The sequence below is a fragment of the Imperialibacter sp. genome (assembly GCF_040222815.1).
GTDB lineage: Bacteria > Bacteroidota > Bacteroidia > Cytophagales > Cyclobacteriaceae > Imperialibacter.
In genome coordinates this window covers 172,220-198,562 of the sequence record NZ_JAVKCH010000057.1, presented here as the reverse complement: position 1 = coordinate 198,562, position 26,343 = coordinate 172,220, and the positions used below count along the sequence as shown (strand labels likewise).

At 48.1% G+C, this 26,343-nt stretch carries 15 protein-coding genes; 10 read left to right on the top strand and 5 right to left on the bottom strand.

Annotated elements, in window-relative coordinates; genetic code table 11:
- Positions 1 to 150: 150 nt before the first annotated feature.
- From RIF36_RS26940 to RIF36_RS26925, 4 genes are all read left to right on the top strand, one after another.
- Positions 151 to 2,109 carry a fibronectin type III domain-containing protein gene (locus RIF36_RS26940; RefSeq protein ID WP_350120816.1) on the top strand — a complete coding sequence of 653 codons (1,959 nt, stop codon included), beginning with the start codon at positions 151 to 153 and terminating at the stop codon, positions 2,107 to 2,109.
- A complete protein-coding gene (locus RIF36_RS26935; protein WP_350120819.1) occupies positions 2,106 to 8,912 on the top strand; it encodes a PKD domain-containing protein in 6,807 nt (2,268 codons plus the stop codon). The genes RIF36_RS26940 and RIF36_RS26935 overlap by 4 nt, the downstream gene beginning before the upstream one ends.
- A 113-nt stretch (positions 8,913 to 9,025) precedes the next feature.
- A complete protein-coding gene (locus RIF36_RS26930; protein ID WP_350120822.1) occupies positions 9,026 to 13,609 on the top strand; it encodes a PKD domain-containing protein in 4,584 nt (1,527 codons plus the stop codon).
- Between the two features lie 82 nt (positions 13,610 to 13,691).
- The gene (locus RIF36_RS26925) at positions 13,692 to 14,063 is read left to right on the top strand and encodes a hypothetical protein (RefSeq protein ID WP_350120824.1); all 372 of its coding nucleotides are present in this window, start codon (positions 13,692 to 13,694) and stop codon (positions 14,061 to 14,063) included.
- Positions 14,064 to 14,701: 638 nt separating this feature from the next.
- On the opposite strand, the gene RIF36_RS26920 is transcribed toward RIF36_RS26925, so the two are convergent.
- Entirely contained in the window at positions 14,702 to 16,033 is a 1,332-nt protein-coding gene (locus RIF36_RS26920) for an IS4 family transposase (RefSeq protein ID WP_350149710.1), read from the bottom strand.
- 135 nt (positions 16,034 to 16,168) lie between these two features.
- Here RIF36_RS26920 and RIF36_RS26915 point away from each other — a divergent pair, with 135 nt between their 5' ends.
- Entirely contained in the window at positions 16,169 to 17,197 is a 1,029-nt protein-coding gene (locus tag RIF36_RS26915; RefSeq protein ID WP_350129640.1) for a TolB-like translocation protein, read from the top strand.
- A 243-nt stretch (positions 17,198 to 17,440) separates the two neighbouring features.
- Here RIF36_RS26915 and RIF36_RS26910 read toward each other — a convergent pair whose 3' ends face one another.
- Positions 17,441 to 18,346, bottom strand: a complete 906-nt coding sequence (locus RIF36_RS26910; protein WP_350129637.1) for a putative phage abortive infection protein — start codon at positions 18,344 to 18,346, stop codon at positions 17,441 to 17,443.
- Positions 18,347 to 18,476: 130 nt separating this feature from the next.
- Here RIF36_RS26910 and RIF36_RS26905 point away from each other — a divergent pair, with 130 nt between their 5' ends.
- The 4 genes from RIF36_RS26905 (at position 18,477) to RIF36_RS26890 (ending at position 22,766) form a co-directional block, all read left to right on the top strand.
- Positions 18,477 to 20,144, top strand: coding sequence for a hypothetical protein (locus RIF36_RS26905; RefSeq protein ID WP_350149709.1), 1,668 nt, complete (start codon positions 18,477 to 18,479; stop codon positions 20,142 to 20,144).
- A 249-nt stretch (positions 20,145 to 20,393) separates the two neighbouring features.
- Positions 20,394 to 21,254, top strand: a complete 861-nt coding sequence (gene rfbA / locus RIF36_RS26900) for a glucose-1-phosphate thymidylyltransferase RfbA (protein WP_350129631.1) — start codon at positions 20,394 to 20,396, stop codon at positions 21,252 to 21,254.
- On the top strand, positions 21,251 to 21,808 hold the full coding sequence (rfbC, locus tag RIF36_RS26895; protein WP_350129628.1) for a dTDP-4-dehydrorhamnose 3,5-epimerase: 558 nt from the start codon (positions 21,251 to 21,253) through the stop codon (positions 21,806 to 21,808). The genes rfbA and rfbC overlap by 4 nt, the downstream gene beginning before the upstream one ends.
- A gap of 10 nt (positions 21,809 to 21,818) precedes the next feature.
- A complete protein-coding gene (locus tag RIF36_RS26890) occupies positions 21,819 to 22,766 on the top strand; it encodes a UDP-glucuronic acid decarboxylase family protein (protein ID WP_350129625.1) in 948 nt (315 codons plus the stop codon).
- Between the two features lie 48 nt (positions 22,767 to 22,814).
- On the opposite strand, the gene RIF36_RS26885 is transcribed toward RIF36_RS26890, so the two are convergent.
- Together RIF36_RS26885 and RIF36_RS26880 are read right to left on the bottom strand one after the other, a co-directional pair.
- The gene (locus tag RIF36_RS26885) at positions 22,815 to 23,351 is read right to left on the bottom strand and encodes a hypothetical protein (RefSeq protein ID WP_350129622.1); all 537 of its coding nucleotides are present in this window, start codon (positions 23,349 to 23,351) and stop codon (positions 22,815 to 22,817) included.
- Positions 23,352 to 23,421: 70 nt separating this feature from the next.
- Entirely contained in the window at positions 23,422 to 24,324 is a 903-nt protein-coding gene (locus RIF36_RS26880) for an MBL fold metallo-hydrolase (protein ID WP_350129619.1), read from the bottom strand.
- Positions 24,325 to 24,381: 57 nt separating this feature from the next.
- On the opposite strand from RIF36_RS26880, the gene RIF36_RS26875 reads away from it, so the two are divergent.
- Complete coding sequence (locus RIF36_RS26875; RefSeq protein WP_350129616.1) at positions 24,382 to 24,873, top strand: PaaI family thioesterase; 492 nt, start codon at positions 24,382 to 24,384, stop codon at positions 24,871 to 24,873.
- Here RIF36_RS26875 and RIF36_RS26870 read toward each other — a convergent pair whose 3' ends face one another.
- Entirely contained in the window at positions 24,874 to 26,343 is a 1,470-nt protein-coding gene (locus RIF36_RS26870) for a glutamate synthase subunit beta (RefSeq protein ID WP_350092066.1), read from the bottom strand.

Genomic DNA, 26,343 nt, shown 5'->3' with positions numbered 1-26,343 from the left:
AGTTTAGTGACTTTAAATTAGTTTTAGACCATAATGAATATTGGCTACCGAATGATTTTGATATCTTAAGAATAATATATTTATTAGAAACTACTTATCATATTTCTAATAATGTGCAGGCAAAAAACTATTGCTGTAATTTTTTTCTCTATGATTTTCTGCAACTGTAATGGACAAGATTCATTCGTTTTTGCAAGAAATCACCCTGCAAATTCAGCCGGAAACTTAAGTATCGAACTAAAATGGTACCATGCACTTTCACTTTTTGGGAAGGAATTCAATGTGTACAGGAGGGACGCCAACTTAGTTGAGTGGCGGCTTGTGTCGCCAAAGCCCGTAAGTATGCTTCAAAGCCTGCCAACCTCACTTATTGAGCAAGATGAAGAGTTGGACTTTTTTATTGATGCACTGAATCAAGCTTCACCTGAAGAGCTTGAGGATGATTTCTTAAAACTGAACATCTTACTAAAGAGCTTTGAAAGCAATGAGTTTGCCAGGTTCCTGGGCATCTATTTTAAAGACAACGAAGTGCTTCCAGGAAAATCCTACCAGTACAAAATCACCATTTTGAATGGATCTCAAGAAACGGTTTTGGGACAGTCCAGCTTTATTGAAGCAGGAAGTTATCAACAAACGGGGGGGGTTCAGGACTTGGAAGCCTATCAGGAAGGTAGGGTAATCAATTTCAATTGGACCCAAAATTCTAATCTGTATTATGCATATAATCTTTATGAAACAGATTCAACCGGATCGACAAACAGGCTAAACAACCAACCGCTGATGCTCAGTATGCAACCCGACAGCTCGGGCATATTGGTTTTTCCGAAACCAATGTTTAAAAGACGTGGAAGCATAGAGGGAGCTAGTTATTCCTACTATATAGAGGGTATTGACTATTTCGGAGAAATGAGTCAGCCATCCAGCCTGGTAAACATTAAAATAGATGACGTGACTCCGCCACCTCCACCTTTAAACCTATCGGGAAGGGCGGACTCCCTGAGAGTGCTTCTTCAATGGGAGCAGGAAGACACAGGAGACCTTAAAGGCTATACCATTTATCGAAGTCAAAAAAGCGAGGGCAAATTTGAGCCGGTCACCACTAGCTTGCTTTCCGCCGGAAATAATACTTATAATGAGACCCTTCAGGTTCCCGGGCCTTATTACTATCGAGTTGAAGCTGAGGATCACACTGGCAATAAGTCGCTGTCTGAAATGGCTTTTGTTGAAGCTCAGGACGTGTTTCCCCCTTCACAACCGCTAGATTTGGCCATTAAGTCCGACACCGGTCGGTTCTATTTAACCTGGCTAGGAAATGAGGAACCCGATCTTAAGGGATATCTGCTATACAGAACTGTTGACGAAAACGATCCTGATCATTATGTGTTGCTAAATGCTGAGCCGCTCGACACCAACTACTACGAGCAGCGTCTTCCGAAAAACGTTAAAAACGAATTTTTCTACTTTCTGGTGGCCATTGACACTTCTTACAACAGAAGCAAGCCGTCGGCTATTGCCACAGCGGTCTTACCGGACGTTGTGGCTCCAGAACGGCCCGTGATCAGCCAAGTCGGTTACTCTGATGAAGGGATAATCGTTAACTGGATTCGTAATGTGGAAGAAGATTTGGCTGGTTATCATCTGTACAGGTCTGACTCTTTAAACTCGGATGACACCCAAGTCAACCAGGCCCAAATTGCCAAAAGCTCGTTCCGATTTGTCGATCGTACGACCATAGGAAACAAAGACTATTATTATCGTCTAGCTGCTATTGATTCATCAGGAAACATTTCACCACTATCTGAGGCAGCCTATGCATTTCGGCGTGAGGAGTTGCTACTAGAAGCCCAATTAACAGTAAAACTCAAAAGCCAGAAAAGGAAAAAGACCAATCGGTTAGAGTGGTCTGAAATTGATCCAAAGCTTATCAAGGGCTACGTGGTGTTTCGGGGTGAAACTGAGAAGTCGATAAAGCCCATAACGGGGCTAGTTGCCTCAACCAATTTTGTTGACAAAGACTTGAAAAAAGAAGCTTATTTCTACCAGGTGAGGGCATATTCCATCCCAGGCAAGGTGATTATTTCTAAGACAGTTGAATGGGGAGCGAAATGAGAATCTTTCGCAACATATCGCCGTCCATCAAATGGCTCCACCTGGGACTACTGTTGATGACGCTTCTGTTTTATCACAGCAGTCGAGGCCAGATTTCTGCGAGCAACCGAAATATTCCAATAGATATACACACAGACGCAATATTTTTCATTCCAGGCAACTATACAGACAACTCGACAGATGGTGATGGCAAGATTATATTGGCCGGGACACTGATTGTAAATGGAAATATTAGCAACAATGGCGTAACAACTTTGATAGCTAAACCGGCCAATCCGGGAACTCAGTATCTAACTGGAACAGGAGATCAGACACTTACAGTCAATTCTGCCGACACAACATACCTTTCAAACTTTGTCCTTTCGAAACCTGGTGGGTCATTTATCCTGCCGTTTAAGAAAAATGTTCTTTTCGGGCAAAAGTTAACATTCAGTTCAGGCAAAATAAGTCTGGCAAGCAGTCAGGTCTATCTTAAGTACGGTGGAGCACTTGCAGGCGAATCTCTTGCTTCGAGGTTTACTGGTATCGGCTTCGTTAGTACTAAGGTTCCCGCAATAACAACTGATACTGAAAATCTTAATATCGCCGGAATGGGGCTTATAGTAGACATTGGCTCAGATGGAATGGGCGCATCCGTTGTGACAAGGCATCATATACCGGCAGGTATAAAAAGATTTGATGTGGCAAATGATGCCACCATTCTCAAATATTTTGAAATAACGTTTGGAGAGGAAGCAGGCATTTTTGACAATATGACATTCAACTTTTTCAGTGGTACTGAAGAGATGAACTCACTAGGAAGTTCGGCATTGGCCGTTTATACCTCGAGCGACAACGGATCATCTTGGCTTATGCTTGATGCGGTCGTACCATCCGGCTCAAGCAGCATTACGAATAGCGACGTTAAATTTGAAGCAAATTCGACAAACCTTATCGTTGTTGCAGAAACTTGTGACAACGACCATAAACCTAAAGCAGTCCCAATCTCAAACAATGAATCCGCCCAAATTCAGGAAGGCAATACCACAATTAAGGTCTGCTATGGCGGGGAATTAGATTTAAGTTCAACCGCAGACTACCATCACTGGATCGTCAATGGAGTAGTAATACCATCCTCCTCCGTAGACACTTACATTTTTGATCTGACAAACCCGACAACCGATGGCGCAAAAATCACCCTTTTTGAACGAAACAATAGGGGCTGCGAGCGAGAAATTGAATATACAATTGACGTTTTACCCCTGCCAATAGCTGACTTCTCCCACTCACCGGAAAACGGTCAATCGTGTTATGGTGCAACGATGCAATTTATAAAACAGTCTCTACCCGTCGGATCAGGTGCCGACTTCGACCTTGTTGCATGGTATTGGGACTTCAAGGATAACGACATTACCAGCACGCTTGAGGAACCAACCCATGTTTTTTCTGACACAGGAAAGTTTGCGGTAACCTTGATAACAGAAAATAGATTTGGTTGCAGCAGTACTGTTTTTTCGAAAACGGTAAGAGTGAATGCATTGCCTATTCCTGACTTTGATTTTGTGGATCTTTCGGGCACTGCAACCGGGCAAGCATGCCAATTGGAAAAAATAGGGTTTACAAATAAAAGCTACTACCAAAACTTCGACGGTACTGAAATCTTAAGCCCAGCTATTGACATGTTTTATCAGTGGGATTTTGGCAATGGTTATAAAATTGTTACCCCTTTTGATACTACATACACATACAACAGCTACGGTGAAATGGCAGTAAAGCTGATTGCAACAGTCCCAGGTTTTGGATGTACGGACAGTCTTACAAGAGTCATCAAGGTGGATCCGAGGCCAGTGCCAGCTTTCCGCTTTATCGTTGAAGGAAATGAGATAAATGGAGTAGCCCAGGGGGTCTGTGAGGGGGTTGATATTCTTTTGGCCAACGATAGCGAAATTGGCGACGACACACCACTTACCTACCTTTGGGATTTTTCGGATGAGTCTGACCTTAGCGAAGAGTCTGAACCAATCCACGAGTACCTGTATTCGGCTGACAATTATCGGGTATCGCTGGAAGCTACCTCTGTACCGTACGGGTGTGTTTTCTCAGATACAATACCGTTGATCATCCACCCTGCCCCCATCGGCGATTTTCATATGGAATTCGACGAGTTGGCCATCAATGATATTTGCACGGATGTGGAGGTGGATTTTGTCAATAATTCTGACATTGCGGCAGGCACCATTGACACTTACACCTGGAACTTTGGAGACGAAAGTGGATCTGCGCTTGCTGCTCCGACCCACTCCTTCGCAAACCCCAGGGCGCACACCATTTCCCTTACCCGAATCTCGGACAAGCTTTGCACCAACATCGTCGACGGGTACCTCACCGTTCATGCTGTTCCCGACGTCGATTTTGTTTTCAACGATGTGTGCGATGGCCTTCCGGTCGAGTTTTTCGATGCCTCCAGCGTGCAAACGGATGCCATTTCGTCCTACGTCTGGGACTTCGGTGACAGCGGCTCGTCAAATCAACAAAATCCGGAGCATCAGTATGCTGCCTATGGGAGTTATACGGTAAAGCTCACCGCCGCAAATACTTCCGCCCCCAATATCGCTGCTAACAATGCCTACAGCTGTGTAGCCTCTGCGGAGAAAACCGTAGAAATCTTTCAAAGGCCATTCTTCAATATTGGCCCCTTGGGTCTGAGTTGCTCCGGCGCCTTCACTATTGATCCATCGATCGATCCTGCTAATTATATACCACCGGGCACTTCCTTTACCTGGTACAATGCGCTGGGCCAGCAACTGTCCACAGGCGCCACCCTCGATGTGTATGAATCCGGTGTTTATAAGGCCGTATTGACCACAGTCAACCCGCAGAATTGCGAGGCCTCTTTCTCCATACCGGTATATATCGTCGACCCAGGAGACCTTGGCGCCGACCGAACCGTGTGTGAAAGTACTGTGCTGGATGCAACGCCGACTTCAGCGCCCTTCACCGGCGTGCTGCAGTACGAGTGGGCCAAAGATGGCAGCCCGTTATTTGAAACAGGATCCAGCCTGCTGGTCACCGAATCGGGTAACTACACCGTGACGGTTACCTACTCTCCGAACAGTGGTACCATGACACCTTTCTGCTCCTATTCAGACAACGTGAGCATCACGATCAACGAGGTGCCCGTGCTCGACCTGGGAGGCGATGTCCTTGTTTGTCAGGGCGAAACAGTCACGCTTGCCTCCAATATTAGCGGCGACTCCTACGTGTGGACTAACATAGTCTCGGGTGAAGAATTGGGCTACGATGCCACTCTGGAAGTAACTGAAGCGGGGCAGTACCAGCTGACGGTGGAAGCAGGCACCTGCTCGGTGTCAGATGTTGTTTCAGTTGGCCTGCTGCCATCACCCGAAGCCGGCTTTTTGACCAGCGCCCTGCAGGTTTGCGAAGGAGAAGAGGTTTCGTTCACAGATATTTCATTCTCGATGACCGCAAGCGATCCCATTTTTGCACGCTATTGGGATTTCGGTAATGGCGAAACGGCCGACACCGCCAATCCCACGATTGCCTTCCCTACGGCCGGAACCTATGCCGTGGAACTTGAAATACAAACCCAAAACGGGTGCGCCAATACCTTCACTAAAGACGTAGTTGTCGACGCACCTCCTGTGGTATCTTTTGATGCAGAAAATGCGTGTCAGGGAACTTCTGTCACATTTACCAACACCTCAACAACCACCGCTTCTCCTGTTACTTATCTTTGGGCTTTTGGCGATGGCACCACCTCCACAGAAGAAAGCCCTTTCCACGCCTTCGACGAAGCCGGTGTGTTTGATGTAACGCTTAAAGTTACTTCTGGAAAGTGCACGGAAGAATTTTTGAAGCCAATCGAAATCTATTCAGCGCCTGACCTCGACCTGGCTGCCACTTCTGTTACCTGCGGCAACCAGCTTGTTCTTGACGCTGGCAGTCCTGGCGCTACCTACAGATGGTACGATGTCGGCTCAGGAAGTACACTTGGTACCGACCAAACCTATGTCGTAACCTCAAACATGGCCATAGGCATTGAAGTGACGACCCCAAATGGTTGCCTGTTAACCGACGAAACAACTGTGACTCTCAACAGCCCCGTTCAAATTGATTTGGGCTTAGACAGGGAAGTTTGCGGCCCTGTGACCCTTGATGCAGGGGCTTTCCCTAATGGCACCTACGCCTGGTCAACAGGGGAAACCACCAGAAAGATCAATGTTGCCACCACCGGCTTATATAGCATTTCTTTTGTGGATCAAAATGGTTGTACCGACTCAGACGAGGTGTTTATCACTGTATCTCCACTGCCTTCTGTGGAGTTGGGCGGAGACATTACAGCTTGCGCAGGGAAGGTGGTTACACTTAATGCGAAAAACCCGGGTGCCCAATTCCTATGGTCGACAGGCCAGACCAGCCAAAGCATTAGCGTTACCCAAAATGGCACTTACACCGTTCGGGTAAGTGTAGGCAACTGTTGGGTCGAAGACAATATCCTCGTGACGTTCCTCGAGTCACCCGAAGTAAACATCACTTTTACTGGTCAGTGTGAGGGTGATGCCATCAGCTTTGAGCCTGTATTATCCAACGACACCGGCACTTTGAACTACCTTTGGTCGTTTGGCGATGGAACCCAATCGGCCAACCCTGCTCCTAACAAGATCTTCAGCGTGGCCAACACCTATGAGGTCACGTTGGTAGCCACCAATGCAGCCGGTTGCAAAACCGAAGTGAGCAAGCTGGTTTCGGTGCAACCTTCTCCCAAGCCTAACTTTGTGTTCAAAAACGTTTGTGAGGAGGAGGAACTGGCATTCACCAACACGACTGCTTATGCAGGCAACCTGAGCGAGGTCTCTTACCTGTGGGACTTTGGCGATGGCAATAGTTCTGAAGCTTTTCAGCCCACAAATAGCTACGAAACAAAGGGACGCTATTTCGTCACATTGACTGCCTCTACCGGGGCGTCATGCGAAAGAACTCAAACCAAGGAAATAGTCGTTAACGAGGGGCCATCGTTTGATCTTCCCGCTTCTATCGAAACATGTGAGTCCACTTACTTGCTGGATGCTGGTAACCCTGGCAGCACCTATAAATGGCAAAATAACTCTTCCAACCGAACGTATTTAGCCACCCAAAGTGGCGCTTACACCGTTCGGGTCACAAACACGAATGGCTGTGCCGTGTCTGGTGCCGTTGAGGTAACCCTGCTTGAATCGGAGCTGCCAGACCTGGGCGAAGACCGGGAGGCCTGCGGAGAAGAAGTGCTTGATCCGGGGGTCAGTGCCGCCAGCTATTTGTGGTCGACGGGGCAAACGACTCCCACAATAACCGCCAGCAAGACCGGCACCTACTGGGTGGAAACCATCAGCAATGACCTGTGCATTCACAGGGACACCGTCAACCTGATCGTTTACCCCAGGCCTGTGATCTCACTGGGCGACGATATAGTATTGTGTAAGGGAGAGCCTCTAACACTTGACGCCTCGTCAGACATAGCCAGTAGCTATAAATGGAGCAATGGCTCCACCGACCCTCTGCTTGCTGTCACTTCCTCGGGCACTTACGGTGTCACACTCACCAGCCCAAAAGGCTGCACTTTCTATGAAGAGATTAAAGTCACGGTCAATGAGCTTCCCACCCTGGCGTTCGCCGATGAATATGAAGCGTGCGAAAGCCTGCTTCTCGGGGTAGATAATATCAGGAGTGAGTTCTTATGGTCAACAGGCAGCACCGGAAAAAGCATAAAGATTACAGAAAGTGATACCTACTGGTTCAAAATTTCAGACCGCAATGGCTGCGTGAATGCAGATACCACCAGCGTAGTTATCAGGCCCAAACCTATAGTTGACCTGGGGCCGGATGTAGTGCTTTGCTATGGCGAAACGGTTGAGGTGGATGCGGGTGCGCAGGCCGGATATCTCTGGAATGATTTGTCAACCAATCGATTGAAGTCGGTAGGAGCAACTGGTTCCTATACTGTCACGGTAACCAACGAGTTTGGGTGTGAAAGCAGCGACAAAATCAACGTTACAGTCAAACCAACCCTTGGCCTCAACCTGGCCGCCGAGGCTTTAATCTGCTCCCCCGAAGAATTCTTCCTGGATGCCGGTGTCGACGATGTAGGCTATTTCTGGACGTCCAATACCGGTTATACCTCTACGAATAAGGTGGTGTACCCAACTGACCCCGGCACCTATTACCTGCAGGTGACAGCAGATGATGGCTGCACCGAAACCGACGTGGTGGAGGTGAAGGAAACCACCCAAAAAATAAAGGCCAGCTTCCTGATACCAAGTGAAGTGGCTGTGGATGAAGAGGTACATTTTGTGCAGCTGACCGAACCCGAGCCCACACCCCTCTCCTTCAAATGGAATTTCGGCGATGGGTTTTCGTCGGTGAGGGCCAACCCTTCTTATATCTATTACCGGCCAGCAGACTACACGGTGAGCCTGACCGTGTCGAATGGGGTGTGCTCCGATACGGAGGAGAAGCTGCTGAGGGTGTTGGAGTTCAGGCCATCGGCACCGGCTACCGACAAGGCGAGGCTGCTGGAGCTTTACCGAAGCAACCTCTACCCCAACCCGGCCGAAGACGTGGTAAAAATTGACCTGGAGCTGAGCGATGAAGCACCGGTACTGGTACAAGTATTCAACCTAAGCGGGCTCAAAATAGCAGAGTACGAATTCGTCGGAATAGAGGAGCTCATTGAGTTCAATATGCACGGGATGGTGCCTGGCACCTACATCATGGCCATACAGGCTGGAAGGATTTCGAAAACGATCAGATTTGTGAAGACATATTAACCAACAAAAAATGAACTAAATACAACTAAGGCAGCCTCCTTTTACTTCTCCCTCTCCCACCGGGAGAGGGGGCAGGGGAGAGGGACAGAAAAGCCACCTCAACCTACGACCTTATGCTCATTGACCTAACCTATAAAAAAGCGCTTCTTACTTTGGTTTTCCTGGCAGGCGGCTTGTATGCGGCCCAGGCAGTGCCCACTGCCACCTTCACTGCCGCCCCGGTCTGCAAAGGGCAGGAGACCGTTTTTGTGAACGGCTCCACCACGCTGTCGGGCAGCATCACCTTCTACTCCTGGGACTTCGGCGATGGGCAAAGCTCCACCGTGCCCAGCCCCCGCCATGTGTATGCCTCTGCGGGTGATTTTGTGGTGAGGCTGTGGGTGATGGACAGCAACGGCGACCAGGACGACTTCTCTACAACCGTCACGGTTTACCCCACTGCCACGGTCAATTTTACGGCCACTGCCGCCGACCGCTGTGTGTCCACCACCCAGTCGTTTACTGACCTTACCTCCATAGGGGGCGGCTCCACCATCACCGACTTTGAGTGGGACTTCGGCGATGGCACCATCGTCAACTCCGCTACGTCCATCAACCCCACGCACGACTATGCCGCAGCAGGCACCTACACGGTTACCCTTACTGCTACCACCAACAATGCCTGCGAAAGCAGCCTGAGCAAGTCCATCACCATCTACCCCGACCCGGTGGCAGACTTCACCTTCCCCGGAGATGTATGCCTGGGCGAAAGCATCGTTTTCACCAACAACTCATCGATTGCTTCTGGAAATGTCACCTACACCTGGGATTTTGACGATGGCTCCCCCACCTCCAGCCAGATCAATCCCACCCACACTTTTGCTTCTGCCGGGGTTTATGACGTGAGCCTGCTGGTGACCTCAGTCGCTGGCGGCTGCACCGATTTGATCACCCAACAGGTGGAAGTGTTTGCACAACCTGCGGCCAGCTTCACCTTCAGCGATCATTGTTTTGAGCAGACGGCCAGCTTTACCAATACAAGCACCGATGCTGCTACCTATCTTTGGTCTTTTGGGGATGGCAACCAGTCGACCGATGCGAATCCTACTTATGACTATGCTAGTCCGGGTACTTTCGAGGTCACATTGGAGGCTACATCTGTCAACAATTGTGTGGATGTGATCACCCAAACCATCAATGTGCGGCCCAACCCGGTAGCTAATTTTGAAGTAAACGACACCTGCCTGGGCACGGCCACCGCCTTCACCAATCTTTCCACTATCACAAGCGGGCCTGTTACCTACTCGTGGGACTTTGGAGACGGAAGTCCGCTTTCCACCGACCCCAACCCAACTTACACCTACCCAACAGCCGGTGTTTACACCGTAGAGTTGACAGTTACTTCAAGTTTTACCTGCGAGGCGACCTACAGCACGACGGTAGAAATATTTGAAACCTCAATAGGAGGCACACTGGCCGGTGGCACCACTCGCTGCGAAGACGATGATGCGGTTTATACATTGACTTTATCAGGAGAAACAGGCGATGTGATTCGGTGGGAAAGGTCGCTCACGGGTGTAGACCAATGGATCACCATCGACAATGCGACCACCTCGCTGGACTACAGCGACCTGGCGCAAACCACTTACTTCAGGGCACTTGTGCAAAACGGTGCCTGTGCGGCCGTTTATTCTTCCATGGCAACCATCCAAATCGACAAGCTAAGCGTAGGTGGCACGCTGGGCGGTGGTACCACGGTGTGCAATGGCACCAATTCCACCACCCTGGAGCTGTCGGGCTACACAGGAGGGGTAGTAGAATGGCAGTCGTCCGCCAGCTCAACCGGGCCCTGGACGCCCATCGTTTCCACTGCCACCTCCATGCCTTTCAACAATTTAACTGCGACTACTTATTACAGAGTGATCGTGCAAAACGGAGTTTGTAGCAGCAGCCCTTCAAGTGTGGCTGAGATAGAAGTGTCGCCAGCAACAGTTGCCGGGCTGGTCAATGGGTCGGCGGTCGTTTGCTATGGTACCAACTCAGGTCAACTAACACTTTCCGGCAACACAGGTGGGGTGGTTCGCTGGGAGTCGTCGCCCACCGGCGAGGTGCCCTGGGCACCCGTTGTCAATACCACCACCACGCTTGACTATGAGAATTTGCTGGCTACTTCTTTCTACCGGGCCATTGTGAAAAGCGGGGTATGCGAAGAAAAGATCACCAATAAGGTAAAAGTGCAGGTGGATCCAGCAACGGTGGAAGGGGAGCTAAGCGGCCCCTCGCTGGTGTGTGGGGAGGCAAATGAGGGAACGATACTTTTGAAGAGGCAAACGGGAGCAGTGCTGCGGTGGCAGGAGTCGCCGGATGGAACCGCCTGGACAGACATTAGCAATACCACTACCAGCCAGAGTTTTACGGACTTAACGGCAACCACATTCTATAGAGCCGAGGTGCAAAGCGGGACATGTGCGGCCATTTTCACCCAGCCCTTTGAAGTAGAAGTGAGTGCATTGCCCAATGTAGCTTTCAGTGTGCAGGAGGTCTGCGAAGGGCTGGCCTCGCAGTTTGTTAATACATCCGCCGTGTCCAGCGGAACGGTGGCTTCACAGGTGTGGGATTTCGGCGACGCCTCGTCTTCCGTGTCGACCTCGCCAAAGCACAGTTATGATAGCTACGGTACCTACCCGGTGAAGCTGATTGTGACGAGCAAGGCAGGTTGCGTCGACTCCCTGAGCCTGGCCGCCGTGGTCAACGCTGTTCCTGAGGTGAAGTTTACGCAGGACGATGTTTGTTTTGGAGCCCCCATGGACTTCTCCAACTTGTCGACCCTGGCTCTTGGCTCAGTTGCCGACATCGCCTGGAACTTTGGCGACGGCGCCACTTCCAGCGAGCAGGATCCGAGTTATACTTTCGAAGAGCCAGGCGCTTTTCAGGCCAGCCTGACTATCACAAGCGATAAAAATTGTGAAGCCAGCTTCAGCAAGCAGGTGGTAGTGTTTCCCCAACCCGTCGCTTCCTTTGAAGTAGGCAATGTTTGCTTTGGGGAGACGTCCACTTTTAAAAACAGTAGCTCTGTGTCGTCAGGCACGCTTACCTATGTGTGGGACTTTGGCGACGGCACCCAGTCTACCTCCATCAATCCATCTCACAAGTACGAGGAGCCGGGGCACTACGCCATCAGCCTGACAGCGACGACAAGCTTTGATTGCGTTTCAGAATTTTTAGTCGAAATAGATGTGTATGAACAGCCGGTGGCGAGCTTCTCCGTGGAGAATATCTGCCTAGATGCCTCAGCTATTTTCACCAACACCTCCACCGGTTCAGATGTCAGCTTTCGCTGGGAATTTGGCGATGGCATTGTTTCGGAGGAAGTGAATCCCACCCACAAGTACGTGAGTGCAGGCATTTACACAGTGACGCTGTCCGTTGCAGCCGAAAGCGGCTGCTCAGATCAGTTTTCTTCGAAAATAACTGTTTCGCCTCTTCCGCTGATCAGCTTTGTGATGGAGGATGTGTGTATCGACAAAGCGGTGGCGTTTTCCAATCTTAGCAGCATTATTTCGGGCGAAGTGGCCTATACCTGGTCGTTTGGAGATGGTGATACCTCGAAAGAAGCGAGTCCGGTGCATTCCTACCAGGAGGCGGGCCAGTATTCCGTGCGGTTAGAGGGAGCTTCCGACATGGGGTGCATCACCGTTCTTGAAAAGATCGTGGAGGTTTTCCCATTGCCAAAACCTGATTTTGTTGCTGAGCCGGTGTGTGATGGGTCCCCCACGACATTTGAGAACAAAACGACGCTGGCATCCGGAGCGATAGCCAGCTACCTTTGGAATTTTGGTGACCAAACCAACTCCATTGTTGTGAGCCCGAGCAAGCAGTACCTCAATCCTGGTAGCTACCAGGCTTCTTTGTTGGCAGAGTCGGAGGCAGGCTGCAAGGCCATTGTGGTAAAAGAGGTGGTGGTGCATGACTTTCCGGTGGCCAATTTTACGGTTGCTAATGTGTGCGATGGCTTTGAGATCGAGCCTGTCAACCGCTCAGAAATAGCCAGTGAGGAACTCACCTTCGAATGGGATTTTGGCGATGGGCAGATTTCGGCTTCCGCCAATCCCACGCATTTGTACGAGGAAGCCGGCGTCTACACGATTACCCTGGCTGCCAACTCGGGCAACAACTGCAAAGACGTTTTTCAGCGTCAGGTCACCATTTATGCCCTCCCAGAACCTGATGCCGGAGCCGACACCACCGTGAGCAAAGGCTATTCAGCCCTGCTGGCAGGCAGTGGCGGCGTGAGCTACGTGTGGAGCCCTATCGATGGCCTGGCCAATTCCAACGTGCCCACCACCTGGGCGACACCGCTGCAAACCACCGACTACGAGCTGTTGGTCACAGATCAGTTTGGCTGCCAAAACAGAGATACCGTGACAGTGAACGTGAACGACGATTACCGAATAGTGGCCAGCAACGTATTCACGCCTGACGGCAATGGCCAGAACGACACTTGGGTCATCAGAAATGTAGAAACCTTCGGCGACGTAAACGTGCGGGTCTTCGACCGCTTTGGTACCATGGTCTACCAGGAAACTGCTTACCAAAACGACTGGCAAGGCACCCGAGGGAATGACATTCTGCCGGACGGCACTTACTACTACGTGATCACTTTCTCGACTTCGGAACGGAAGTACAATGGAGCGCTGACGATTATGAGGAATAGGTAGGGGGCTGGTTCGTGAGATATGAATCAGGGCGGTAGATTTTCCGCTAGTTCACTAGATTTGACTGTAAGACAACTTATATTCTATGGAAGCCCCATCAAACCGTTTATTGCTGTGGTTTATTCTTGTTCTTTCATTTGCTTTGGGCTTTGTCATATCCCTGGTGAGATATGGCTATCTAACAAGTACAATTTTATTGGATAGTGCACTTATAGGCTATGCTCCAGCGTTTCTTAGAACCATCTTTTTGACAACTATGATGTGGTTGGTTATGTTGAAAAGAGGCAAGAGCGGCCCTTTTCTGGAAATTATCAGAGTTGCACTCATTTTACTGGTATTTGAGTTTAGTAGTTATTTCTTTCCAGTCATGGGGGTTTTTGACATCCTTGATGTTTTTGCGACCCTGGCTGGTTCCGCAACTATGTACTTCATTTTATTAAGGCTTTTCAACCAGTAGCATTATGGGCATTAATTGCTGGTCTTTATTCCTCCATTTTTCATTTAATTTGAAAACCTGCGACAACAAAAAACATGACCAGACCAAACCTATATGTCGCAATAGCCCTTTCACTGGCGTGTTTTGTTTTTACGCTTATCTTTTTTCAAAACAGAGACATCAACCTCACTCCGTTAACTATATTCCTCACTCTTTTGGGATGTGTCTATTATGGCTTCTCAATAGTTATCGGCTGGCTCACGCTGAACCGTTTTTCGCCGAAGATGTTTGATAGAATCCTGATCGTCGGTTTCTTGCTATATGTGATTGTCAAGTTTTATGCGTCGGTGTTTGTTGGATTTTTTTACACCCCCTTTTGGCTTTTCAAAAACGTTAAAATGAATAGGCATTAGTAGTGGGCTTGCTTTACATGTTCATCACTTTCTTGACTTGGGAAAGGAAATGGAATGAGACGCTGACGATAGTAAGGAACAGGTAAGGGTGGCTATGCTGGTTCGTGAGACACCATAGCCGTCAACCTAAGAAAGAATTGCTGAACATGGCAAGGCCATTGGACATGGCCAAGTTTTATTTTCCATGTTTTTTGAAAGCCATTTATCGGAATGGCCAGCCGTTTTTGTTGATCTAATTTAATAGTTTTAGGGCACATTTTGACATGTTCTAGCGAGAATATCTGATACTTTTTTCCGTCCTTTCTTGTACTCTTTTTCGTGGAATACCTTACTGATCCGATACAAACCCGTCAGCCATTCGAAGAGCAGGTGACTATTTTGCAACACAGGTAACGCTAATGATTTAGATCGTCCTTGCAACGTTGTGACTAACTTATGAAAGCTCAGATCCATTTGGGTGAGCCTCTTCAAGTGATTAAGAAAAGTCCAATTTAACATGACCCACAACAGCTTGATCAGAATGATGCATTCTAAACGGGTCGCATTCATTGGGTGTATTTTATGCAATTTCATCACGCTTTTCCAAGTTTTAAAGACAAGCTCTACCTGCCACCTCAATGAGTAAAGATCATATACCTGGCAGGCAGTACATTTTTCCGATTCCACGTTGGTCACAAAAAGATTTATACCAATTGCCTCTAGGGCATCAGGCCCCAGTTTTCTGCGGGCTGATTTATTCTTTAAACGTTTTTGCTTTTGCTCTTCTGTGAGCAAGTTGGCTACAAGCCTTACCTTCGTGCAGGCTTTTTGTCCAACATATACTTCCATGTCCAGGTACTTTTCTTTCTGGTCTTTTAGCAAGCTGATAATGGAGGCAGTTGAAAGTAGTGAGTATTCCCCACCCTTGAGAGTATAGAAATTCCATTGTGACTTTGCCCTGCTGATGAAGTAGATACCTTTGCTACTTAGCTCTTCAAATGCCTTAGGAGAAAAATATCCTAAATCTCTCAGCAACAATGTTTTGGGAGGCACCTTCTTAATATTCTTCATCCCCTCAATGCTATCAGAATCCCGTGATGAGCCAATTGAAAGTTCGGTGACCATGGAGCTTAGCAGCTGATACTCAAATTGGATTTGAACACTGGCTTCCCTGCCCTCCCCTCCATACCCAGGAAAAGTATCTGCTGCCCTTTTAGATACTTTAAACTCTGAACTATCCATGATGCGGATGTCAGTAAACCAACTGGAGGAAATGCTTTTTACGGAATTATTGGCCATTTGCTTTGTCAAAACCTCTTGGAGAAGGTCTTTAAGCATCTGTTTCGTGTTTTCATTGAAACGCTTGTCGAGAGCTTGTTTGGAAACACTAACGCCATGCTGATGTTCAAGATCTATACTGTATTCAGACAGTGAAGGGCTTTTGTCACTATTGCAAAAGAAAACCACATCCAGAAATGCCTTTGGTGAGATGGCAGAATTACGCTTTTTGAAGGATGATGCTTTTGCAATGGCCTCAATACGCTCATCAGAAACAAATCTTGAGAGGTAATTGGAGAAATTCTTGATTTTTCGGCCCAAAACCGTGTTCAGTTTCTTTTCCCAGGCCTTTTTCGCTTAGGTTGACGGCTATGGTGAGACACGAACCAGGGCTTCAGGGCAATGGATAGGTAGGGTGTCTTTAACGCAACGAGAAACATTTTAAAGAACTCAGCTATGCGAATAAAATTCTTATTGATAGTGGGTAGCATTGGGCTATTGGCCTGCTGCCACGAAAAAGACAAGTATCCGCAGGGAACCTTCCCTGCCACTATCACCAATTTCAGTGAGGTTAACTCCGAATATGATGATTACAATTCGGACATACCGCTGATAAGCGTTGGACTGAAGCTTCATTTCTCCTCCAATAGGAATAGTGCCGGTGAAAACTTTGATGTGGTGGGAGATGCCCTGGGTATTCTTTGGACGACCGACAATGGCACTTTGAGCATTCATGCCACGTCGCTGGACGACGATGACGACTTTACTCCAGAGTTGCTCTCTTCCATTAACACCCCCTGCAACGAAATGGGGCCTTACTCCTTTCAGTACAATGCTGGCGGCAAATACAGGTATGTGCTGATGTATGCCAGCGACTGCGACAGTAACTTCGACATTAGCTATGCCCATCACGAAAAGCCTTTCGGGACTGATGGGTCGCCGGTCTTGTATCCTCCGAAGAAAATTGATTTTCTTAATTCCTCATCTGACGATATGTATCCAACATTTTATGGGGAGAATTTCATTTATCATGGTGAGCTAGCGCCAGAAACTATTGAAAAATTGCTGTTCTGCTCAAACAGGGATGGGCAGTTCGACATCTATGAAATAGGCTTTGGAGAGGACACCGATTTAGTGGGTTTACTTGGTTCAGACATTGGGAAGCAGCCGGATAAGCTGGCTATCAGCTCAGAGAGCAACGACAAATGTCCGTTTGTAAGCGGTAAATTGCTGGTGTTTACGTCCGACCGCCCGGGTGGATTTGGCGGATATGACCTTTATTATTGTTTAAGAACTGACAATGGCTGGTCGGAACCTACCAACTTTGGAGCAGAAGTAAACTCAGCGTACGACGACTATCGGCCGGTTGTTATCAATTATCCAGGTTTTTTCAACAATAGCCTGCTGTTTTTCTCTTCCAACCGGCCTGGTGGCAAAGGTGGGTTCGACTTGTACTATATCGGCACAGACGTGGCGGTTTATTAGAGACAATAATTTGCACATTGCTTACGATCACAAGCCTGACAATTTACGCCTGCAACGCCTCCGTCTGAAGCACCTACATTTATAGGCATCAAAGGGGATAAGGTCTTTTACCGAAAAAACCAGGAACCTGAATGGCAAAAAAGCGACTTCTATGCGTGGGTGATTAAGGCAGAGTGTACGGCTTTAGACAAGAAATAACTTCTGTTCATTCAGCTTTTGATTACTCGGCAAAACAGCTTCGCTCTATTGCGCTTTGAAAAACAGCCTCTTGCTCTTCTTTGTCTCTTCCGTTTCATCACGCTCCTCTATCCTCTTCTCCGGCGTTGCCTCGTACGCAGTTCCTTTCAGCTCCTCCAAATGCAGCTTGTCGATGGCATGCACAGCCCGGACGTTGAGGCGTTGGAACAGGCCGTAATTTTCCACCACCGTTTTAAATCTCTCATTCTTGTCGTATAGCAGCAGGTAGTAAAACTGCATGAGCACCTCCTGCTCGGTGAGGTGGGGTTTGATGATGTTCACATAGAAAACAGGGTCGCTGCTCTTTTCATCTACCAGAAACAGCAATGCCTTGTAGCTTTCCATATAATGGGAGAGGGTGTTTCTGTAGCTGTCGTATACCAGGCGGAAACTGGTTTCAAAAGACTGGGAATCCAGGTTTTGTGAGCTGCCCGTTGTTTTTCTTTTTCGCTTGGTGGTGGCCAGGGCCTTTTTTAAATCGACATACATTTTATCGAAGCCATTGCTGCCGTCCTGGGTTTCGATGCGCTTGGCGGCATTGAGGTGAAATTCGAGGAGCTGGAAAAACGTGTTTTCAAATTGTTGCGTTTGCAGTGTTTTCGATTGCTTGTCCATGATCTTGCGTGACTCCAGCAGCTCTTCCCGCTGCAGCTCCAACTCCCGGCGCTGGTAAATCAGGGCCAGGTAAAAAAAGATGACACCTGCCAGCGACCACATGGAGCCTACAGTGCCTCCTACGAATTCACCCAGCATGCTCAGCGTGGTGATATCACCTTCCACCACCATGTCAAGGTTTTTGACGTTGTTGAACACATAGTAAATGATGGCAAAACCCGCCAAAACGGCCAGGGCTGCACTGGCACCCAGAAAGGTGACAAAAAATGAACGCCTGGTTGGATTAGGTTTGCTCATATAGCCGGATAGGTTTCAGTTGTCTAAGATAAGGAATAGCAGCGACGGAATGAGTTAATTTTTGGAATGAATGCCGCTTGAAATGAAATACCCCGACTCCCGATACGGATTTTTCATTATCTTCAATCATATGAAAAACCTACAGCCCTGCCTGCTTCTGTTGATAGCAGCTACTCTCCTTTTTTCCTGCTCACAATCGTCTGTAAACAACCCGGAGCTAACCAGTGCCGACAGCCTGGCATTGAAGCAGGCCACTATCAATGGCCAGCTGGTGAACGAGGGTCTCGAGCGCAGCCGGAAGTTTGTGACCGACTGGCTGGCATATGCAGACTCAAGCTCCGGCCTCATTCCCCGCAACCTCAACGAAAGCAAAGACATCTGGAATGCCTGGGATGCCGCCGCCGACAACTATCCCTTTATGGTGCTCACGGCGGCTTTAACTGACGAGCAACTCTTCAACGGCAGGATGCTCGACATGCTGAACACGGAAACCCGGCTCACTTCCCGCATTGATCGGTTGCCCGATACTTACTCGTTCTCCAAAAAAGGCTTTGACAAACCAGAGCCGGATTTGAACAGCATCATGTTTGGCTCGTCGGAGTATATCAAAGATGGTCTACTGCCACTCACCGAATGGCTGGGAGCCAGCCCGTGGTCAGACCGGATGATCGGTATTCTTGACGATATGTGGAAATATGCACCCGTTGAAACGCCCCATGGCAACATTGTGTCTACCAATGTGGAGGTGAACGGGGAGATGCTGCAAGTGCTATCCCGGGTATACTGGATGACGGGCGATCAAAAGTATTTGGAATGGGCCATTCGCCTGGGCGACTACTACCTGCTTGGCAATCAACACCCGACCAGAAATTTTGAATCACTGCGGTTGCGTGACCATGGCTGTGAGATTGTCTCAGGCCTGTGCGAATTGTACGCAACAATCGATGCTGCCGATCCGGCAAAAAAGAAAGTCTATGAGTCCCACATGCACGAAATGCTCGACAGAATACTGGAAGTGGGAAGAAATGAAGATGGCCTTTTTTACAATTCCGTCAATCCCCAAACAGGAGAGGTCTTGTCGGCCGGCACGGCTGATAACTTTGGGTATAATCTCAATGGTTTCTACACGGTTTATCAGATAGACTCTACGGACGCCTACAGGGAAGCCACACTGAAAGCGCTTAATGCACTGAGCGGTAACTACAGAAATTTTGACTGGGAAACAGGCTCTGCCGATGGTTATGCCGACGCCATTGAAGGGGCGCTGAACCTTTACAACCGTGAGCCTGTAAGCAGTGTACCCAGCTGGATTGACAGTGAAATGCAGGTAATGTGGTCGATGCAGGACTCCAGCCACAGGGCCAACACCGGGCAATGGCACTCATCCGGCATAATTGAGGGCTGGCATGGGGACGGTAATTTTGCAAGAACTACCATTATGTACTGTCTGTGGAAGACACAAGGGATGACAGTGGCTCCCTGGCGAGCTGACATACAACCTGGGGTAGTAAGAATCGGAGAGGACTTGCTGATCAGTGTGACTGTCGACGCCGACTGGGCAGGCGTCCTTAAGTTTGACGTGGCCAGACACCAGGCCAATATGCACATGCCGTGGGATTGGCCAAGAATCAATCAGTTTCCTGAGTGGTTCACTGCCGACGAAAGCTCCCAATACAAATGGATCAATTTGCAAGAGTCAGGCGAAGAAGCATTTTCCGGCGAGCAGCTAAGCGTTGGGGTAAACGTTTCGTTGAAAAAAGGTGTCAATCAATTTAGGTTGCGACTGACGGAATCTTAAAAAATACTTTGGAAAGCAAATAAACAGGGCACTTTTTAGTTCTATCTAAAAGCATCCACCTCGGTCTGAAACCGTGGTGGGACGGAGACCCAAAGGCTATTCCGAAGTATTTTCTCATAAAGAATAAGCCGAAAGGTAAAGTATGGCAATGCGCACTATTTTTCTTCAAAAAAATATAACAAAACACTATCTCAACGATATTTTTAACAGGTATTGCTAATTTGCATGCCACAATGTCTTCAAGATAAAATGAAAGGTATCATTCTAGCTGGTGGATCCGGCACTCGTCTTCACCCACTTACCATCGCAGTAAGCAAGCAAATCTTGCCTGTATACGATAAACCAATGATCTACTACCCACTAAGCACGTTGATGCTTTCCGGGATCAGAGAAATACTTATCATATCCACACCTCACGACCTTCCGTTGTTCAAAAGCCTTCTGGGAGATGGCAAAAGTCTTGGGTGTGAGTTTTCGTATGCCGTACAGGAAAAACCGGAGGGCCTGGCCCAGGCCTTTATTATCGGGGAATCATTTATCGGTAACGATAAGGTGGCACTTGTGCTCGGGGATAATATTTTTTACGGATCGGGCATGGCCAAGCTGTTGCAAAGCAAAAGTGACCCTGACGGCGGTGTCATTTTCGCCTACCACGTAACAGACCCGGAACGTTACGGCGTAGTCGAATTTGACGAGAATCTCACGGCTATGTCGATTGAAGAAAAGCCGGCGAACCCTAAGTCAAATTTTGCCGTGCCGGGTCTTTATTTCTACGACAATAGCGTGGTGAAAATAGCCAAAGAACTGAAACCCAGCCCCAGGGGGGAGCTTGAGATCACTGATGTAAACAAAGTGTACCTGGCGCAGGGGAAATTATCCGTTGGCATTCTCGATAGGGGTACCGCCTGGCTGGACACTGGCACCATCGTTTCACTGATGCAAGCCGGGCAGTTTGTGCAGGTAATTGAAGAAAGGCAGGGGCTAAAAATTGGCTGTATCGAAGAGGTTGCCTACAAAATGAAATTTATTGGGAAAGAGCAGTTGGCAAAACTTGCCAATCCTTTGGTGAAGAGCGGCTATGGTGGCTACTTATTAAATCTTATCAAATGACAATTGAAGAGACCAGATTTCCAGGCTTGTTTATTATCCAGCCCAAAGTATTTGAGGATGAAAGGGGCTACTTTTTCGAAAGCTTCAACGCAGTCAGTTTTGAAAAAGCAACCGGCATCAAAGCCGACTTCGTTCAACACAATCAGTCAAAATCGTCGAAAGGAGTTCTGCGAGGACTTCACTTCCAAAGGGAGCCTTACACACAGGCTAAACTGGTTCGAGTGCTGTCCGGTAGCATATTAGACGTGGCGGTCGACTTGAGAGAGGGCTCTCCCACTTACCAGCAGCACTTTAGCATCGAGATGAGTGCCGAGGACAAAAAGCAATTGTTTGTACCAAGAGGGTTTGCTCATGGCTTTGTCATCCTTTCCGAAACGGCTGAGTTTTTCTATTGTGTCGACCGGCCATATGCGCCAAACTTCGACGATGGCATACGATTCGACGATAATTCACTCAACATCGATTGGAAGCTTGATAAATTGTCGCTGATTCTTTCGGAGAAAGACAAAGCCCTCGGATCGCTGGCAGATGCCGCAGGTAAGTTCAAATTTTAATTCAGCTAAAATGGCAAAGAAAAAGAAAGTATTGATCACTGGTGGAGCAGGATTCCTTGGTTCTCACTTGTGCGACAGGTTTCTAAAGGAAGGGTACGATGTAATTGCTATGGACAATCTCATCACAGGCTCTCTCGACAACATAGAACATCTTTTTAAAAGAGAAGACTTTGTGTTCTATCATCACGATGTTTCGAAATTTGTCCATGTACCAGGCGATTTGGATTACATTCTTCACTTTGCTTCACCAGCAAGCCCCATCGACTACCTCAAAATGCCTATCCAAACCCTCAAGGTAGGCTCACTTGGCACGCACAACCTGCTTGGCCTGGCCAAAGCAAAGAATGCCAGAATCCTTATAGCTTCAACTTCAGAGGTTTATGGCGACCCATTGGTGCACCCACAAACTGAAGACTACTGGGGCAATGTCAATCCTGTAGGGCCAAGAGGGGTTTACGATGAAGCCAAACGTTTCCAGGAGGCGATTACCATGGCCTACCATACCTTCCACGGACTGGAAACACGCATCATAAGGATTTTTAACACTTACGGCCCCCGTATGAGGCTGGACGATGGCAGAGTGCTACCAGCTTTCATTTCACAGGCATTAAGGGGTGAAGACCTCACCTGTTTTGGCGATGGCTCTCAAACCCGATCTTTCTGCTATGTCGACGATTTAGTTGAAGGCATTTACAGGTTGCTTTTGAGCGACTATCCACACCCTGTCAACATCGGTAACCCTGACGAAATTACTATCAAGCAATTTGGGGAGGAGATTATCAAGCTGACCAATGCTAATCAAAAGCTTATTTTCAAGCCTTTGCCAACGGATGATCCGAAGCAACGGAAACCGGACACTACAAAAGCCAGAGAAATTCTTGGGTGGGAACCCAAATACTCCAGGGCCGAAGGGTTGAAACCAACATTAGAATACTTTAAGAACAAAGTGCTGAAATAAGCACTTTGTTCTTAGTCGGAAATCCCGGCAACCTATTTTTTCTCAGGATCAGGAACCAGGCTTTATCCAGTTAGATATCGTATACCTCAAGGCGGCCACGCTGTCAATTGGATTAAACTCCTTTTCCGAGATAAAGAAGAGTTCATGCTCCTTGTTGTTGCTGGCCCTGAGGTATATTCTGTAGTTATGCTGCTTCTGATTGTTGGAAAAAGCGGATACGTCCCCTTCAGAAACATCATAGTTTACTTCAATCGCCGTAATTTCTCTGAACGGATAAATATTCTTCCCCCCAAAAATGGAGCCTTTTAGTTCGAAGGTTCCCTTTTTAAAGTCAAATACAAACCTCTTTCTCTGGATATACTTGATCAGAGGAACCACAAGAACTCCAAAACCAAAAAGGAAGAATATTGAAGAAAAAAGTCCCCCTATCAATAGGAAAGTGCCAAGAAGAATAAGCGCCAGGTTGGCAAATTTGGAAAAGCTGGCTTTGCTTCTGAATACCTGGACGGAGTTTAAATCTTCATAGATGTATCCGTGCCTGGCAACAAGCTTTTGAAGATCGAAGGGTAAACTAGTATTAGCCATAGAATGATTAAAAAATTGACTTTCACGCACTGAACTTTGTTAAAGATACAGTTTTTCGCCCTATTTTCTTCTAAGCTTGTTCATCTGACTTTTTTTTGGTCCAATAGCGCATTAGCCCTGCCACACTCATCCAGGCAGGGTTGGCCGCTTCATATTGCTCGATTTGCCTGTCAGTCAGGCCCTGAGCTCTCAAGCCATCTGCCACAAACGCCTGGAACATCGGTGTCATGGACTCTGCGTCTGTTCCCTTTTCCATCTGGTGCTTGATCCAAAACGCCCACTCATCCAGTACTGATTCCAGGTCATCGAGATGTTTGTCAACATCTTTTATCACTCCAAAATGAGTAAGATAGAGCTGTGAAATCCCGGCGGCCTTTATTCGCTCAATGGAGCCTTTCCAGTTTTCAACGTTGATGTCGGGAGGCGGGCAAGGAGGAACCACCGGCCCATTTTCTATTTTTACGCCTGCCACATCGCCGGAAAAGAGGGTGTCATTTATTAGCCAGGCAATATGGTGAACAGCATGCCCGGGCGTATGCAACGCTTTGATCGCAACCCCGCCTATTTCGATGGTTTGTTCGTCGTTTACCGCCACCAGCTGGCTTTCGTCAATGCTGTGCATTTGCCCCCACAGATAATCCATTTTATCCTGATAGATGCGCCTTGCCGACTCCATCAGCTTCGAAGGGTCAGCCAAATGCTTTACTCCGAATGGATGAACATAGACGCTCGCACCCTTTTGGGCAAAATACCAGGCAGCTCCTGCATGATCAAGGTGAATATGTGTCAGAAAAACGTGTTTGACATCCTCCGGGTGAACTCCGTTTTCCGTTAATCCTTTCGCCAATGACTGAATAGAAGAATGGGGGCCTGTTTCGATCAAGACCGGGCCTTCGCTTGTTTTGATTAAGAATGACGAAATAGTTTTCTCAAGCCCAAGAAAGTGAAGGTCTAATATTTTAACATCAAGCATAACAGCACCGGGGTTCTATGAAATTAATAACTTCGCCACTAAAATAACGATTGGAAAATGGAAAATCAGCAACCTGAGTACTTTCAGGACTTTATGCCTGAGAATGTTTGCTTTGGATGTGGCGTGCACAACCCCAATGGTTTGCAAATAAAGAGTTACTGGGAGGGTGAGGAGGCGGTATGCAAATGGGTTTCGCAGGAAAAGTATCACGGCTGGCCCAACCTGTTGAATGGTGGTATTTTAGCTACCCTTATCGATTGTCACTGCATGGGCTCGGCCATGGCTCATGCCTACAAACTGGAAGGAAGGCCGCTGGCTTCTATGCCTGAATACAGATATGCCACCGGCACTTTGAACGTCAGGTATTTAAAGCCAACTCCCAATGATCAAACCATAGAGCTGAGGGCCCGGGTAAGCGAAGTGAAGAATCGAAAAACAGTGTTCTTCTGCGAGGTGTTTGTGAATGGGCTAAAAACAGCGGAGGCCGACGTTATTGCCATACGGGTGTATGACAGCAGTCAGCCTCCTACTGAAAATGCTTTCAAATAGCTAGATAAGCTCTGAAATAGAAGATGCGTCTTTTGCTTCCAGATCGCTTGAGCCCATCAAATGAATATCTATAGCCCTGGCGGCCTCACGGCCCTCTGAGATCGCCCAAACAACCAGGGACTGTCCTCTGCGCAAGTCGCCGGCCGCAAAAACATTCTCTAAAGATGTTTTGTAATCGGTAGCTGCCACATTTCCCCTTTCATCAAGGGTCACTTTCAGCTGATCAACCAATCCTTCCTTCTCCGGGCCCACAAAGCCTACCGCCAGCAAAGCCAGTTCGCAGGGGATTATTCTTTCAGTGCCGTCAATCTCAGCAAAGCCAGCCCTCTCGCCCGGTTTCGCCGCCTTCCATTCGATATTCACACACTTCACACCTGCCAGATTACCGTCTTTATCACCCACAAACTCCTTTGTGAGCACAGCCCAATCTCTCTCGCAGCCTTCTTCGTGTGAAGACGACGTCCGTAATGTCATTGGCCACTCAGGCCAGGGGTTATCGATGGCTCTCGACTTTGGCGGCTGGGGAAGCAACTCAAGCTGAGTAACGGACTTGGCCCTGTGCCTGTTGGATGTTCCCACGCAGTCAGAACCGGTATCACCACCCCCAATCACCATCACATTTTTGTCTGTAGCCAAAATCCTCTTCTCCTCAATCTTTTCATCAGACACTTCTTTGTTTTGCTGTGTCAGGAATTCCATGGCAAAATACACTCCCTTCAAGTCCCGTCCGGGAATTGGGATATCTCTAGGAATGGTAGAGCCACCTGCCAGCAAGATACTGTCATACTTTGACTGTAGTTCCTTAGCTGTAATATCAACACCTACGTTCACTCCACATTTAAATTCAATTCCCTCTGCCTTCAACACCTCAACACGGCGCTCCACAACCCACTTTTCGAGCTTAAAGTCGGGGATGCCATAACGTAGTAGTCCACCGGGCTGAGCCGCTCTTTCGTACACCGTTACGGTATGACCAGCTTTATTTAGCTGAGCCGCCGCCGCCAGGCCGGCAGGCCCCGAACCAACCACAGCAATGGTTTTACCGGTTCTTGTTTTAGGTGGGTTCGGCTTTATCAGACCCAGTTCGAATGCCTTTTCCGCTATCGACTTCTCGATGTGCTCAATAGCTACCGCAGGCTTGTTTATTCCCAACACGCACGATCCTTCACAGGGTGCAGGGCATATCCGCCCTGTGAATTCAGGAAAGTTATTGGTGCTGCCAAGTATCTCGGCGGCCAGCTCCCAGTCCTGCTGGTAAACAGCGTCGTTGAACTCGGGTATGTTATTCCCTAACGGGCATCCGGTGTGGCAAAAAGGTACACCACAGCTCATACAACGAGCCGCCTGTTCTTCTGTCTTCTCATCAGCAAACTCGTCGTATATTTCTTTGTACTCGTTAATGCGCTGCTTGGGAGGCTTTGCAGTTGGCAGCTCCCTATTGTATTCTAAAAAACCTGTTACTTTTCCCAT